Origin of the sequence: Leptospira sanjuanensis (assembly GCF_022267375.1) — a bacterium.
GTDB lineage: Bacteria > Spirochaetota > Leptospiria > Leptospirales > Leptospiraceae > Leptospira > Leptospira sanjuanensis.
Window position 1 is genome coordinate 2087410 of sequence record NZ_JAIZBH010000001.1, and the last position, 13339, is coordinate 2100748.

General features: G+C 45.9%; 15 protein-coding genes. 14 read left to right on the top strand and 1 reads right to left on the bottom strand.

Going from position 1 to position 13339, the window contains the following annotated elements; translation table 11 throughout:
* Positions 1–27: 27 nt before the first annotated feature.
* From LFX17_RS09345 to LFX17_RS09365, 5 genes are all read left to right on the top strand, one after another.
* Positions 28–771 carry a hypothetical protein gene (locus LFX17_RS09345; protein ID WP_238746269.1) on the top strand — a complete coding sequence of 248 codons (744 nt, stop codon included), beginning with the start codon at positions 28–30 and terminating at the stop codon, positions 769–771.
* Entirely contained in the window at positions 772–1041 is a 270-nt protein-coding gene (locus LFX17_RS09350) for an EscU/YscU/HrcU family type III secretion system export apparatus switch protein (RefSeq protein WP_118965816.1), read from the top strand.
* A complete protein-coding gene (locus tag LFX17_RS09355; RefSeq protein ID WP_238730011.1) occupies positions 1038–2225 on the top strand; it encodes an HD-GYP domain-containing protein in 1188 nt (395 codons plus the stop codon). Before LFX17_RS09350 ends, LFX17_RS09355 begins: the two co-directional genes overlap by 4 nt.
* Positions 2226–2239: 14 nt before the next feature.
* Positions 2240–2590, top strand: a complete 351-nt coding sequence (locus LFX17_RS09360; protein WP_238730012.1) for a YraN family protein — start codon at positions 2240–2242, stop codon at positions 2588–2590.
* 95 nt (positions 2591–2685) lie between these two features.
* Complete coding sequence (locus tag LFX17_RS09365; RefSeq protein ID WP_118956542.1) at positions 2686–2883, top strand: hypothetical protein; 198 nt, start codon at positions 2686–2688, stop codon at positions 2881–2883.
* A 19-nt stretch (positions 2884–2902) separates the two neighbouring features.
* Here the strand turns inward: LFX17_RS09365 and LFX17_RS09370 are convergent, their stop codons facing one another.
* Positions 2903–4432 carry a YifB family Mg chelatase-like AAA ATPase gene (locus LFX17_RS09370; protein WP_238746271.1) on the bottom strand — a complete coding sequence of 510 codons (1530 nt, stop codon included), beginning with the start codon at positions 4430–4432 and terminating at the stop codon, positions 2903–2905.
* A gap of 157 nt (positions 4433–4589) precedes the next feature.
* Here LFX17_RS09370 and LFX17_RS09375 point away from each other — a divergent pair, with 157 nt between their 5' ends.
* The 9 genes from LFX17_RS09375 to LFX17_RS09415 all read left to right on the top strand — a co-directional run bounded on the left by LFX17_RS09375 (position 4590) and on the right by LFX17_RS09415 (position 13291).
* Entirely contained in the window at positions 4590–4964 is a 375-nt protein-coding gene (locus tag LFX17_RS09375) for a type II secretion system-associated lipoprotein (protein WP_238730014.1), read from the top strand.
* The gene (locus LFX17_RS09380; RefSeq protein WP_238746273.1) at positions 4933–5943 is read left to right on the top strand and encodes a LysM peptidoglycan-binding domain-containing M23 family metallopeptidase; all 1011 of its coding nucleotides are present in this window, start codon (positions 4933–4935) and stop codon (positions 5941–5943) included. Before LFX17_RS09375 ends, LFX17_RS09380 begins: the two co-directional genes overlap by 32 nt.
* Positions 5944–6007: 64 nt before the next feature.
* Positions 6008–6913, top strand: a complete 906-nt coding sequence (locus tag LFX17_RS09385) for a general secretion pathway protein GspC (RefSeq protein WP_238730016.1) — start codon at positions 6008–6010, stop codon at positions 6911–6913.
* Between the two features lie 4 nt (positions 6914–6917).
* Positions 6918–8702 (top strand): type II secretion system secretin GspD, encoded by a 1785-nt coding sequence (gspD, locus tag LFX17_RS09390; protein ID WP_118956537.1) that lies wholly within the window; start codon positions 6918–6920, stop codon positions 8700–8702.
* Between the two features lie 2 nt (positions 8703–8704).
* On the top strand, positions 8705–10378 hold the full coding sequence (gene gspE / locus LFX17_RS09395; RefSeq protein WP_238746275.1) for a type II secretion system ATPase GspE: 1674 nt from the start codon (positions 8705–8707) through the stop codon (positions 10376–10378).
* A gap of 5 nt (positions 10379–10383) precedes the next feature.
* Positions 10384–11610: a type II secretion system F family protein gene (locus LFX17_RS09400; protein WP_118956535.1), complete on the top strand. Its 1227-nt coding sequence runs from the start codon at positions 10384–10386 to the stop codon at positions 11608–11610.
* Positions 11611–11631: 21 nt separating this feature from the next.
* Positions 11632–12108, top strand: coding sequence for a type II secretion system major pseudopilin GspG (gene gspG, locus LFX17_RS09405; protein ID WP_010574761.1), 477 nt, complete (start codon positions 11632–11634; stop codon positions 12106–12108).
* Between the two features lie 21 nt (positions 12109–12129).
* On the top strand, positions 12130–12699 hold the full coding sequence (locus tag LFX17_RS09410) for a pilus assembly FimT family protein (RefSeq protein ID WP_238730018.1): 570 nt from the start codon (positions 12130–12132) through the stop codon (positions 12697–12699).
* Positions 12674–13291 (top strand): type II secretion system protein, encoded by a 618-nt coding sequence (locus LFX17_RS09415; protein ID WP_238746277.1) that lies wholly within the window; start codon positions 12674–12676, stop codon positions 13289–13291. The genes LFX17_RS09410 and LFX17_RS09415 overlap by 26 nt, the downstream gene beginning before the upstream one ends.
* Positions 13292–13339: the final 48 nt, after the last annotated feature.

The window sequence follows — 13339 nt, forward strand, 5'->3', positions numbered from 1 at the left end:
TAAAATTTGTATCAGGAAGGAATTCGAATGAAACTTTCCGCCGACTTCTCCGGTGGAAACATGCTTCTTTTTTCCGGAAAAGAATCCGAGGCGGTGAAGTCCGGCGTCTTTTCCTGGAATACGAACGTAAAAGCTCTCGTTCTTGAAACCTTTCTTGGAGGCGCTTGGATTTCTTTCGGATCGAAAAAGATCAAAGTGAACACCGATTCAACTCCCTTGATAAAGGGAGAACTTCTGACTTTGACAGCAAAGCCGAACAAAAAAGGAATCGAACTTCGAATCTTAGAAAGAGAACTCAAAGGTTCGGAAAATTCTCCCTTGAAATTGGAGAACAAGGGTCTAAGCATACGGGAACTTTCCGAAAAACTGAGCGGAGGCGAGTCCAAGGACACGTCACCTGAAACCGCGGTATTCAAAGTTCTAAAATCGTATTACCCTTTTTTAGAATGGAATGCGGAATTACCGTATTTTCGTTGGGAATTTTCCGGAGGAAATGCGGAAGGGATTTTCGATCCAAAAGAGGAAACCAAAAAGTTCCTATTTCGGATCCAATCCGAAAAAACCGGAAAGACGATGGTTCTATTCTTATGGAAGGAAACCGCGGGAGAAGACCTGCAAATCAGTGCTACGTTTGATAATTTTAAAATGTACTTGCATGCTTGCCAAAACAAAGAAAAATTTAAGAGAATCCTAATCGAGTCGTCTGTGAGTTTTCAGGGATACAATTTGGCTTATAAACCGTCTCAAGCTCAAAAGGAATGGAATGCGTAAATGATCAGTGTGGCTCTGAAATTTATTCCGAAACAAAACGACGCGCCTGTAATCACGGCTTCCGCTTCAGGACTTTTAGGAGACACGATTCGTAAAATTGCACAGAGAAATTCGGTTCCAATCGTTGAAAATCCGATTCTCGCGGAATCCCTTTCGGAACTACCAATCGGAACCGAAATTCCCGAAAATCTTTATAGGGCCGTTGGGGCGATATTCTCTATGATCCTGGAATTGGATTCAAATTCCGGAAAAAGGGAAATGTTAAAATGAAGAAGTTTGCCGTATCCGAACTAAGGGCCGGAATGCGATTTTCAAAGCCAGTCTATTTGGATAAGGATAATTTATTTATCACTTCCAATACTCCGGTTACGGACAGCGATCTGGACCGTTTGAATAAATTCGGAATTCAGGAAGTTATGACCGCCGGAGAAATTCTCCAGCTCGGCGGAATGTCCTCCGACCCGGAACTTCTCGAAACGAGCATCGACGATATCATCATCAACACCGTCGTAGACGACGAACTTCAACCTCTCAAAGCGGTTTACGACAATCTCAATCGGATTAAAGTCACATTCGGAAATTTATTTAGAGAATCCACGCAAGTCGTCCAGGACGTTTTCAAAAAGACGTTGGATGAAAAACCTTTGGAAGTGACTCCTGTTCGCGAAATCGCCGAAAAACTGACCGACTTTGTCCGCTCCAATCAGAACATCTCCTATCTGATCTTGGCGAATAATCCGTCAGGCTATTATCTCTACAATCAGATCGCGAACGCCACGTTCTATTCTTTGATTCTTGGAAAACTTCTCGAATATTCCAGACCGAAGATGATCGATCTTGGAATTTCCTGTCTTCTTGCGGATATAGGAATGAGCAAGGTTCCCTCCGCCGTTTCCGAAAAGAACGAACATCTCACGGACGAAGAATTCAAGACGATCATGAAACATACGATCTTGGGGTATCAAATTCTTTCCCAAAAGATGAAACTCAAAAACAATCTTGCGATCGTTGCGCTCCAACACCACGAGCGTTACGACGGAAACGGTTATCCTCAAAAGTTGGCCGGGAACGCGATCGAAGAACAGGCGAGAATCTATGCGATCGCGGATAACTTCTCCGCGCTCGTGACGAATCGTCCGCATAGAAAGAAAATTCTCCCGCACGAAGCGATCAAATCCATGATCAGCATGGACGTGGGAAAGTTCGATCTCAAGCTCGTGAGAACTCTCTTAGGTCATCTTTCCTTGTATCCGGTCGGATCCTGCATCGAGTTGTCGGACAAGCGGATCGGGGTCGTTCTCGGCCCGAATCCGGATAAACCGATTCGTCCCTGTATTCGTATTATAAAAGATGAATATGGAGAAATGGTCCGAAATCTGATACTTGTGGATCTCCTGAAAGAAACCAATCTCTTCATTTCCCGTCCCGTGGATTTGCAGGAAATAACCGCGTAATTTCTTTTTTTTCTTTGAGCCGATTTAAAACGATCAAGGGTAAAGAAGGGGAAGAAATCGCCGCTCAATTTTTAATTTCGCTCGGACACGAAATTCTTGCGCGAAACTACCGTTATCTGCGTTTCGAGATCGACATAATTTCCACCAAAGAAGAAGTCCTTTTCTTCAACGAAGTCAAACACTGGAAAGAGTCTCAAGACTTCGATCCGCGTTTTACGTTCCATTCCGCAAAACAAAACCGGATGAGAACAGCCGCAAACGGGTTTCTTTCCCAACATGGTTCTTTCCGCGATCATTTTGTCTCATTCTGTCTTGTCTCCGTAAATGCGAAAAAGGGATGTGAATATTATCCTGACCTCTTTTGAAATAGTGATTCAGGTACTTTCAAGATCCACCGAATTCTTAAATTGTCTGCGGGTTCTCAAGGAAGAGAGCCTTAAATCGTTACAAGGAAGTAACTATGAAGAGCATCACGATTTTAGGGAATCTGGCCGAGTCAGACGACTTTGGTCCGGATCCGGTCATTCTGCGGAAACGCGGAATGCCGGTAAAAAAGCGAAAATTTGAGGATTATAAAAAGAAGCTGGAGGACCCAACGTATATCGATTTTGCGATCGATAAGATTGCGATGGAGATCTCCCATTTTCTTGCAAAATAGACTTCTCGCTTAACGGGAATTAAGCGACGGCCCTGTTTTCTCCGTAATTTCCGGCATTCTGGAAATTCAGGGCCTCTAGAAGGTGCTTTTCCTCCACGGACTCCTTTCCCTCCAAATCCGCGATCGTGCGGGCTACTTTCCGAATCTGATTGAACTTCCGAATACTCAACTTTCTTTTTCTCATCTCGGCCTCGAGTATGTCTTCGCAGGCGGAACCGAACCGAAGATACGAATTCACGGATTCTCCACGGAGTTGTCCGTTGAAATAAAATTCCTTTCCTTGATAACGGCTTCTTTGAATTTTTACCGCCTCTCGAATCTGCGCTTTGGATTCTTCCAAAAAAATAGGAACTCGTTTGCGCTTATTCTCTTTGAAAGGAAACATCCGAACTTCAAGATCGATCCGATCTTGAAACGGACCTGAGTAGGGGGCTTGGTATTTTTTAATCCGTGGAGGAGTACAAGTACAACCTCCATCTTCCACACCGTTCAATCCGCAAGGGCAAGGATTTGTAGCGGCCACCAGAAGAAATTGCGCCGGATAAACGACGCTCCCGCTGATTCTGGAAACGGTGATATTTCCTTCTTCCATCGGTTCACGGAGCGCCTGCAGAATTCCCGATTTATATTCCGCGAGTTCATCCAAAAAAAGAATACCACGATTTGCTAATGTAACTTCCCCCATTCTCAATTCTCTTCCTCCGCCCACCAAAGCGATGTCGGAAGTCGTATGATGGGGAGCTCGGTAGGGACGTTCCACGATCATCTCTTTCAAAGGAGAAATCGCGGATCGTATTTTCAAAATATCGAATGCTTCGTCCTCCTCGGGTGAAGGAAGCAAAACTCCGAGCATTCTCGCCAAAAGGCTTTTTCCGATTCCAGGCGGTCCGGAAAGTAAAAGATGATGCCAACCCGCGGCTGCGATCTCGACGGCTCGGTACGCAACCATTTGATCTTGATAAAGTTCGAAACTTTTCGTGATTTGAGTTTCTCGAATTCGAATTTTCGAAATCGATTCGGGACTTTTTCGGTTTTCTAATACGTCTTCCAATTCTTTCAGATGAGAAATTCCAAAGACCTCGAACTTGCGGAGAACGGCGGCTTCCTCACGGTTTTGAAACGGAAGAATCACGGTGTCGTATTTTTCGGAAGAGATTCCGGAAAGAATCGGAAGTACGCCTTTGAGAGGTTTCAAACTTCCGTCCAAACCCAGTTCTCCCAAAAAGAGAGTTCGCTTTAATTTTCCGGAAGGAAAAATCTGTCCGGTCAACGCGAGAATTCCACATGCAATCGAAAGATCCAGCAACGTTCCTTCCTTTTTTCTTCCTGCAGGAGCAAGATTGACCAGAATATTTTGAAAGGGGCAGGCATAACCGCTGTTCTCAAGCGCCACTCGAACCCGTTCGGCGGACTCGCGGATCGATTGAGCCGCCAAGCCGGTGATCATAAAACGGGGCAAACCTCGTTTGAGGTTAATTTCAACTCCGACGACGAATGAGTCGAGGCCTTCTAAATTCGCCCCAGCCAAACAGATCCAAGAATTTTTCATCGCGATTCCTCCGTCTTTCTTCGGTTCCGATCAAGGAAAAAAGGTAACGCTTTTGAGTTAGAAAAACGGCCGCAAAATCGAAAAATTCAGGTGTTATAGGGCCTTTTGCAAAAAAACTCCTTTCAAAACGCTTCCCCCTCTGTAATTTTGCTCTGAAATGTTTCGTATCCGCGTTTTCCTGCTTTCGGCGATCTTTCTTTTTCTCGCGGGCTGTGGAAACCGGTTGATTCGAAAGGATTCGATCGCTCAAGTCAACGAACACTACGCGGAAAAAATTTATTACCTGATCCAGGACAAAAAGGTTTCCAACACGGAAACGTTTAAAAAGGGAATGCTCGTTCGAATCTATATCGAATCAACCCCTTCGATGGTGAAGATCAAATGTTACCCCGCGGACCATAAACGGGAATATGCAATCGGCAGGATGATCGCGTATCAACTGAACGACGATTACGCGGGCAAACGAATTACGATAGAGGATCTGGATAAACTGATAGCCAATGAACTCGTGGAATACAAAAAGAAAAAATAGGTCGTCCAGAAGGACAGGTTCAAGATCGGCCAGATCCGAGTCCGATACTAAAAAGGTGAATGGAAAACTGTTTTTTATTCCCCTGATCTCGACGTTAGTCCTGAGTTCTCTTTCCGCAGACCCGTTGAAGAATTACGACGCGGAGATTTCGGAGTACACGAATAAGGATTCGTCCTTCTTTTCCGATAAGGAAGAACGTAAAATCAAACAGCTATTCTCCCAATCTCCCGAAAATTGGCAGGAAGAAAAGTATTCCCTGAATTATCATAAAGACAAATCCAATTTGGAACTCCCGAGTTTTATCAGCGTAAACAAAATCATCTCTTCCAAAATCGTCAGTCACAGCGGGGTTATCTATAAGAATTACGTCGTGAAACCGAAGGATTCTCTCTCTAAAATCGCAAGAGCGATGAAGACCAATGTCCAAAAGATCAGCGCGGCGAACGGTTTGAAAAAAAATTCCACTCTCCAAGTCGGACAGAACATTTCGATTCCGGTTCAGGTTCGCAATGCGAGCCGGGAAAAAGTGGAATTTCGTAAAGTCTTTGTTTATCCGGTCGTAAATGCAAAGGTCACTTCCCGTTACGGAAAAAGAAAGGATCCGTTTCATACCGGTTCCGGCGGGTATCACACCGGTCTCGACTTCGGCGGTTCTCAAGGAGCGCCGATTCTTGCATCCGCGGACGGAATCGTTTCCTTTACCGGGGTGAACGGCGGATATGGAAATACTGTCATTATCGATCACGAGAACGGTTACAAAACGATGTATGCTCACTGCGCGAAAATTACGATCGAGCAGGGAACGAGAGTCAGCGCGGGAACGGTCATAGGTGCCGTTGGCAGAACCGGATCGGCGACGGGACCTCATTTGCATTTTGAAGTTTTCTTAAATGGAAATAGAATCAACCCGGACGCGGCCCTCAGAAAAACCCTGAAGATCGTTACTCCTTTAGATCCCGGTAAATTTGCCAGATTGTAGTTAACAAAAAAAGTCGGAAAACACCCTCCGGCTTTCTTTGAAAAGAATTTACTGATCAGCCTCTATGAATGCGATTTTTTTAGAACTTCGGAAGAACACATTTTACACCCTCATTCCCGTAATCTTATTCTTTTCGTATTCTCTTTCGTATCTTCTGAGAGCCGTGATTCTTGCGTTCTTAAATCCTACCGTTCAAGCGGCTAGTTCCAATTCAGCTCCGGTTCGTAAAATGGGTCCCGAAACCAACCGTGCCCTTTCTTCTTATGAGGAAATGGTCCAAGGAAACTTAATCCGCGGAATCGCGTCTCGTGCGGGAGATATGCAGGCTACCGAAGGGGAGATGTCCACAGCACCGCCCGATACGGGAGAAGGGGAAGAAATGAAGGTGACGGGAACGCTCAGCGGCCACTGGTCGTTTGCACGCGTTACTATTGTGGAAAAAGGAAAACCCGAAGCGCAGGAATTTGCAACTGGAGAAACCGTCGGAGGATATAAAATCCGATCGATCGCTTTGAACTACGTCGTTTTAGAAAAAGGCGGAATCGCCCTCAAAGTCGAAATCGGTCAAACCCCCGGCGAGGCGCGCGCCAAGCTGAGTCCGGAAGCCGGAGCTAAGTCGGAAGGGGCGCCGAGCGGAGGTGGAGATACGATCCGCAAGGTTCTTTCCCGGCAAGACGTTAACCGGAAGTTGAAAGACCCCGCCGCCATCTACAAAAACGCACGTTTCGGACCGGCCTTGATCAACGGAAAAATCAGCGGTTATAAAATCTACAGCGTTGCTCCGGACCATATCTTTTACGCGTTGGGCGCAAGAAACGGAGACATCATCAAACGAGTCAACGGAATGCCTTTGACCGAAACCGAAAAAATGTTAGAGATCTGGGGAGCCGTAAAAACTGCCGATAAGATTACGGTAGATGTGGAAAGAGGTAGCCAGATTCTCACCTACGAATTTATTATCAGAAACTAAAAAAATGCCCGGAACAAAGAATCAAATTCCAGTCTTTAGAATCCTTTCGATTCTCATACTCGTACTTTTGGTATGGGATAAACCCGTATTCCCTCAGAATAAAAAGAAGACTTCCGTTAAGACGAAATCTGCCGCTCCGGAAGAGCCCGCCGAAAGAACCTTTTATGCGAACTGGAGAGACACCGAACTAAACGACTTTCTCAAAGGAATGAGCGCGATCCTGAGAAAAAACATTCTTTTGGATGAAAGTTTAAAGGGAAAAAAGATCACGATCATTTCCCAGAAAGAAATTCCGATTAAAAACGCATTCATCTTTATGAAGTCCGTTCTGGAATCCCTCGGTTTTGGGGTGGTGGAAGAACCGGATCTCATTTCCATCGTCAAGATCAAGGACGCTCTCGCAAGATCCCCCGTTGTCCGAGTCGGAAAAGAACTGATTCCCGAATCCGAAGTCGGCGACTTTAGAACGATCACGCAGATTATTCCGGTGGAAAACGTAAAACCGGAAGAATTGGAACCGATTCTCAAACGTTTAACGTCTCCGAACACGGATGTCATCGTTTATAAGAATACGAATACGATCGTACTTTCCGGTTCGGCGGCAGACATCAACAAATTGTTGATTTTGGTAAACGAACTCGACTTGAAATTGGAAGAGGCAAGTCCGGGCGCCATCGCATCGGCCGGCGACGTTCACATTTATACGCTGGAACACAGTGAAGCGGAGAAGATCGCAGCCACCCTTGTAAAACTCGATAATCCGGTCGTTCAATCCGAAGAACTCACTCCCGAAAAAAAAGCGCAAGGCCAGATCCCTGGAAAAGTGGATAAGATCAAAGCGGTCGGTCATAAAGAATCGAACTCCGTGATCGTAACTGCTACGAATGCCGAATGGACAGAGATCCGCAAGATCATCAAGGTTTTGGATTCCGCAAGAAAGCAGGTTCTTCTGGAAGTGTTGATCGTCGAACTCACGTCCAGCGACTTGAACGACTTCGGGATCGACTGGAGATACAAAGCCGACGCCTACGGGCAGTTTAATACGGGTCTTTCCAAAGAATCGAACATTATCAACGCAAACGGTCAGGTGAACCCGAATATCAACACGTTAAGCGGCTTTTCCTTGGGATTTTTAAAAGCGGGCTCGGAACAGATCATCGGAATTTTAAGCGCGAACCAAGGGAACGAAAACTTCAACGTCTTGTCCGCACCTCAGGTTTTAACCGTGGATAACCAAGAAGCGGAGATCAGCGTCGGTCAAGACGTTCCCGTAAGAACGCAAAGTAGGAACGCGGGTCTCGGCGGCGCCAACGCGGTAACCGTCGATAACTACGAATACCGTCCAACCGGGATTAAACTGAAGTTCACTCCTCACGTAAATAAGAATAACAAAATCACTTTGGAACTGTTTCAAGAAATCAAGAACATCGCGGAAATCGCCCTCTCCGGGGGTAACCCGACGTTCAATCGTCGCGAAATCAAAACTTCCATCTCGATCGAAAATACACAATCGATCGTAATCGGTGGATTGATTTCCAACGATAAACAAAAACGGATCATTAAAATTCCTCTGCTCGGAGATATTCCGTATCTGGGACATCTTTTCAAACGAACCACCGAAAAAATCAAAAAGACGAACTTGATGGTTTTTATCACTCCGCATATACTCGATAGTAGAGAGAACGCGGATAAGATGACCGTGAAAAAGAAAATGCAGCAGGAACGTTACGAACTCGAAAGAGAAAGAATCCTCAACAAAGAAAAAGAAATCAAAGAAAGAGGGGACTGACAGTGAAAACTCTCGGAGATATCCTAATCGAAGAGGGGATCATATCCGAAAAAGATCTGGAAGATTCCCTTAAAGTTCAGAAAAAAAACAACCTTCCTCTCAGTCATATCATTCAGAAAAAAGGAATCGCCGGAGAAACCGATATTCTCCGCGCTCTATCCAAGCTCTATCATCTCGAGTTTCGGGAGAAGTTGGAGTTCAGCGGAATGGAAGACGTATTCCTGCAAATTCCTTTAAAGCTGATTCAAAGAAGTAGAATCGTTCCGTTCCAGCTATCCAAAAAGACGATCCGCATCGCCGTTTCCGATCCGTCCGATCTGCATCCGATGGACGACGCGCGAAACTTTTTAAAAGGATACAACGTAGAATTCATTCTCGCTCCGGAACCGGAGATCATGAGAATCATTCATTCTCATTTCGATACGACCTCTTCGGCCGCCAAAGAGATGTTAAACGAGATGGAGGGGAGTTTTTCCGAACTCGCGGAAGCCTTCGAAAACGACTCACTCGATCTAAGCGACGACGCTCCGATCATCAAAATGGTCAACGTCATTCTTTCCCAAGCGGTGAACGAAAGGGCTTCGGATATCCACATCGAACCGTACGAAAAATCACTGATAGTTCGTTATCGCGTGGACGGTATTTTGCATAACGTGCTCAGCCCGCCTAAATCCTATCATGCGGGAATTTCCTCCCGTATCAAGATCATGTCGAACTTGAATATCGCGGAAAACCGGCTTCCGCAAGACGGACGGATCAAACTCAGACTTGCAGGAAAGGACATCGACATTCGGGTTTCCACGATTCCTTGTCAGTTCGGCGAACGGATCGTAATGAGGCTTTTGAACAAAACGGATCAAAAGTATTCTTTGGATACGATGGGATTTTATCCGGAACTCATCAAATCGCTCCGTTCCCTCATCTACGAACCGCACGGAATCATTCTCGTAACGGGTCCGACCGGATCGGGAAAATCGACTACTCTTTATTCGGCGTTAAGCGAACTCAATACGGAAGAAAGAAACATCATCACCTGCGAAGATCCAGTGGAATATCAGATCGAAGGGATTTCCCAAATGCAGATGCAGGAAAAGATCGGTCTTACGTTTGCGACCGGTCTTCGTGCCATTCTCCGTCAGGATCCGGACGTCATCATGGTAGGGGAGATTCGGGACGAGGAAACGGCTAGGATCGCAATCCAAGCTTCGCTTACGGGTCACCTTGTATTCTCTACGCTTCACACAAACGACGCGGCGAGCGCCGCGACTCGTTTGGTGGATATGGGAATCGAACCGTATCTGATCACGTCCACCGTTCTCGGGTTTATGGCTCAGAGACTTGTGCGCGTGATCTGCACTCAGTGTAAGGAAACATATAAGCCGACCGCATCCGAACTGGAGTCGATCGGTATTCCTAAAAAGGCGCTTAAAAACGGAACCTTGCACAGGGGCAAGGGATGCTCTCATTGTATGGGAACCGGCTTTAAAGGAAGAACCGGAATCTACGAACTTTTGTTGGTGAATTCTCACATCAAACATGCGATCCTTCAAGGAAAGGACGCGGGACAATTGAACGAGATCGCACTCGAACATAATTTCCATACGCTGAAAGATTATGGAATTAAGAAGGTGATCGACGGTGTGACTACGATCGACGAAGTTCTCAGGGTAACCTAAACGTCATGGCGATCTATTCTTACGTTGCATTCAACAAAAAAGGCAAAGAAGAGAAGGGAATCATCGACGCCGCTTCTCTACAAGCCGCAAGATCCAAGTTAAAGAACAAGGGACTCTATGTTCGCAACATTTCGGAAGACTCCGAAAAAAAAGACAGAGAACTCTTTCCTTTTTTAGCGAAATATTTTTATAGAATTCCCCGCAAAGAAGTCGGACTCTTTTCAAGACAGCTTGCGACACTTCTCGGAGCCGGAATTCCCCTGGACAAATCCTTATCCAGCATCGTGGAACAAACGGACAACCAGAACTTTCGCAAGGTCCTTACAGGAATGCAGGCGAACATAACGGAAGGTTCCTCCCTTTCCGAATCGATGAAAAAACATCCGGACGTGTTTCCGAGTCAATATCCTTCTCTCGTTGCGGTCGGAGAAAAAACGGGAGACTATGAAGCGACGTTGACTCGACTTGCGGAACTCGAAGAAAAATCCAGCGAACTCAAAGCGAAAGTGCAAGTCGCGATGGTATATCCGTTCATCATGGGTTCCTTGTCGATCTTCGTTACGATCTTTTTATTAACCGTCGTCATTCCTCAGATCCAAGAATTGTTTATGCAGTTCGACGCGAAACTTCCCCTCATCACGCGAATCGTGATCGGAGTTTCGGATATTCTCACAGGGTACTGGTGGCTTCTTCTTACGCTCGGTTTTGCAGGCGTCATGGGCTTTATCTACTGGAAAAACACTCCGCAAGGCAAAAAGAATTGGGACGAGTTCGTGTTGAAAATTCCGATCCTGGGTTCTCTCGCGCGGAAGGTTCTCGTAAGCAGTTTTGCAAGAAACATCGGAATCCTTTTGAGCAACCGCGTTCCGTTGATTACCACGCTTACGATCGTGGAAAAGATCGTGGACCATTCCATCTTCGGAGAAGAGATTAAAAACGCCGTGGAACGAATCAAGGAAGGGGAAAAACTTTCCGCATCCTTCAGCGGATCGGTGATTCTCCCGCAAATGGTGGTGGGGATGATCGCAGCCGGAGAAGTTTCGGACCGGGTTCCCGAGATGATGAACAAACTCGCTGATATATACGATACGGAAGTCGACACCGCGATTAAAACGATGACCCAGTCCATGGAACCCCTGATGATCGTGGTAATGGGTCTTTTGATTGGAACGATCATGGCCTCGATCATGGTCCCAATGTACAACTTGACGCAGCAACTTCAGAATATATAGTTTAGAATAAGGAGAATTCAATTGAATCTGTCCAAATTAAAAAGAAAATACAGAAAGGGTCTCACACTCATAGAACTCGCTGTCGTCGTGATCATCTTAGGTGCGTTGATCGCCCTCGTTTATTCCAACTTCCGTCCCGGTGAAATCAGCGACGATACGGCCGCTCTGAAACTTAAAAAAGACGCATATGAACTTCAATCGCACCTGGAACGATACGCTCAAAGATACGGAACGTATCCTTCCGACGAGCAAGGTCTTGAGGCGCTGGTGGAAAAACCGACAACCGGAGAGGTTCCCGAAGATTGGAAACCGATCCTGACCAAAAAAGCGGCCATCAACGATCCTTGGGGAAGCGCCTATAAATTAAAGAGGGACGCGAACGGGGACGTTCAACTTGTAACCCTGGGTAAGGATAAAAAAGAAGGCGGAGAAGGTAAGAATGCTGACTTTAACATCCTCAACGAAGACGAATATCCTTCCGACTTCCGCAGAAAATAACACTCTTCTTCCTTTCCGGTTATGAAAACACGTAGTATCCGGAAAGGATTCACCCTGATCGAGTTAATTGTAGTCGTCGCGATCCTCGCCGGGTTGATTAGCATTCTTGCAAGTACGGCCGCGAACTTCATCATTCCGTCGGGAAGCGACGCGGCGCAAACACTCAAACAAGCGGCGGAATTCTGTTATCGAAAATCCATCCTGACGAATACGACTATGGTTTTGGAATTGGACATCGACAACGACACGTATTCCGTTAAAAAACTGGTTCGGGACGAGAGCGGTTTAAAGGAAAATCTAGTATTCAAACCCAAAAAACTTCCGTATACGTCCGAAATCATAGACATTACCGACATTCGCGGCTTTCGTTATACGAAAGGAATCGTCAAGGTTCCTTACACCTATTTAGGAATTTCCGCGGATTACAGCGTTCATTTAGGAAACGATCCTTCAATTTATAGAACTTTGATCCTATACCGATATGGAGGAAAGGTTTCCATCCTGGAAGGAGAACAATTTCACACTTCTTCCAACCTCGCAACCGATAAGAATTGGAAAGAACAGGATGAAAACGAACAGCAGCAACCGTAAATTTTCATCTTCAACTTCGGTCCGGAAAGTTCCGTTCATAACCTTGGTCGAAAACTTTTCATTTTTATATTCTTTAATAAAACCGAAAAAAAAGAAACGGTCCTTTCGAAAAGGATTCAACCTGATCGAAGTTTCGATCGCTCTGGCGCTCGCCGGAATGGCGATGACTTACACGTATATGGTGATCTCGAACGGAATCAGACAACAGAGAATGGCGGCCGTCGTTTCCAACGCGGTGCATCTCGCCAAAATCAAAATGGCTCAAATCGATTCAGTCTCCGTTCTTCAATCCGACAAAACCACGGGAGAAATTCCCGGTTATCCGGGTTACAGCTTCGAAACTCAGATCGGCGAAGAGGATATGGACCTTCTCAAACTCGCGGGAAAAGAAGGACAAAAGCCGGAAGATCTTTTGGGAGGAAGGGACTCCGAGATGAACAAATTGATCATGAGGCGATCGGGTCAAGCGAACCAAGGAGCTTCCACTGCCGGTATCATCCGCGTATTTCGGATCAAGGTGACGATCAAATATCCGACCGGAAGCGGAACGGAATCCTATACGGCCGAAACGTTTAAGTCGGCGCAATATTAAGAAAATAGAATGAAGACTCGAAAATACGCAAACGGACGAAAGGGTTTC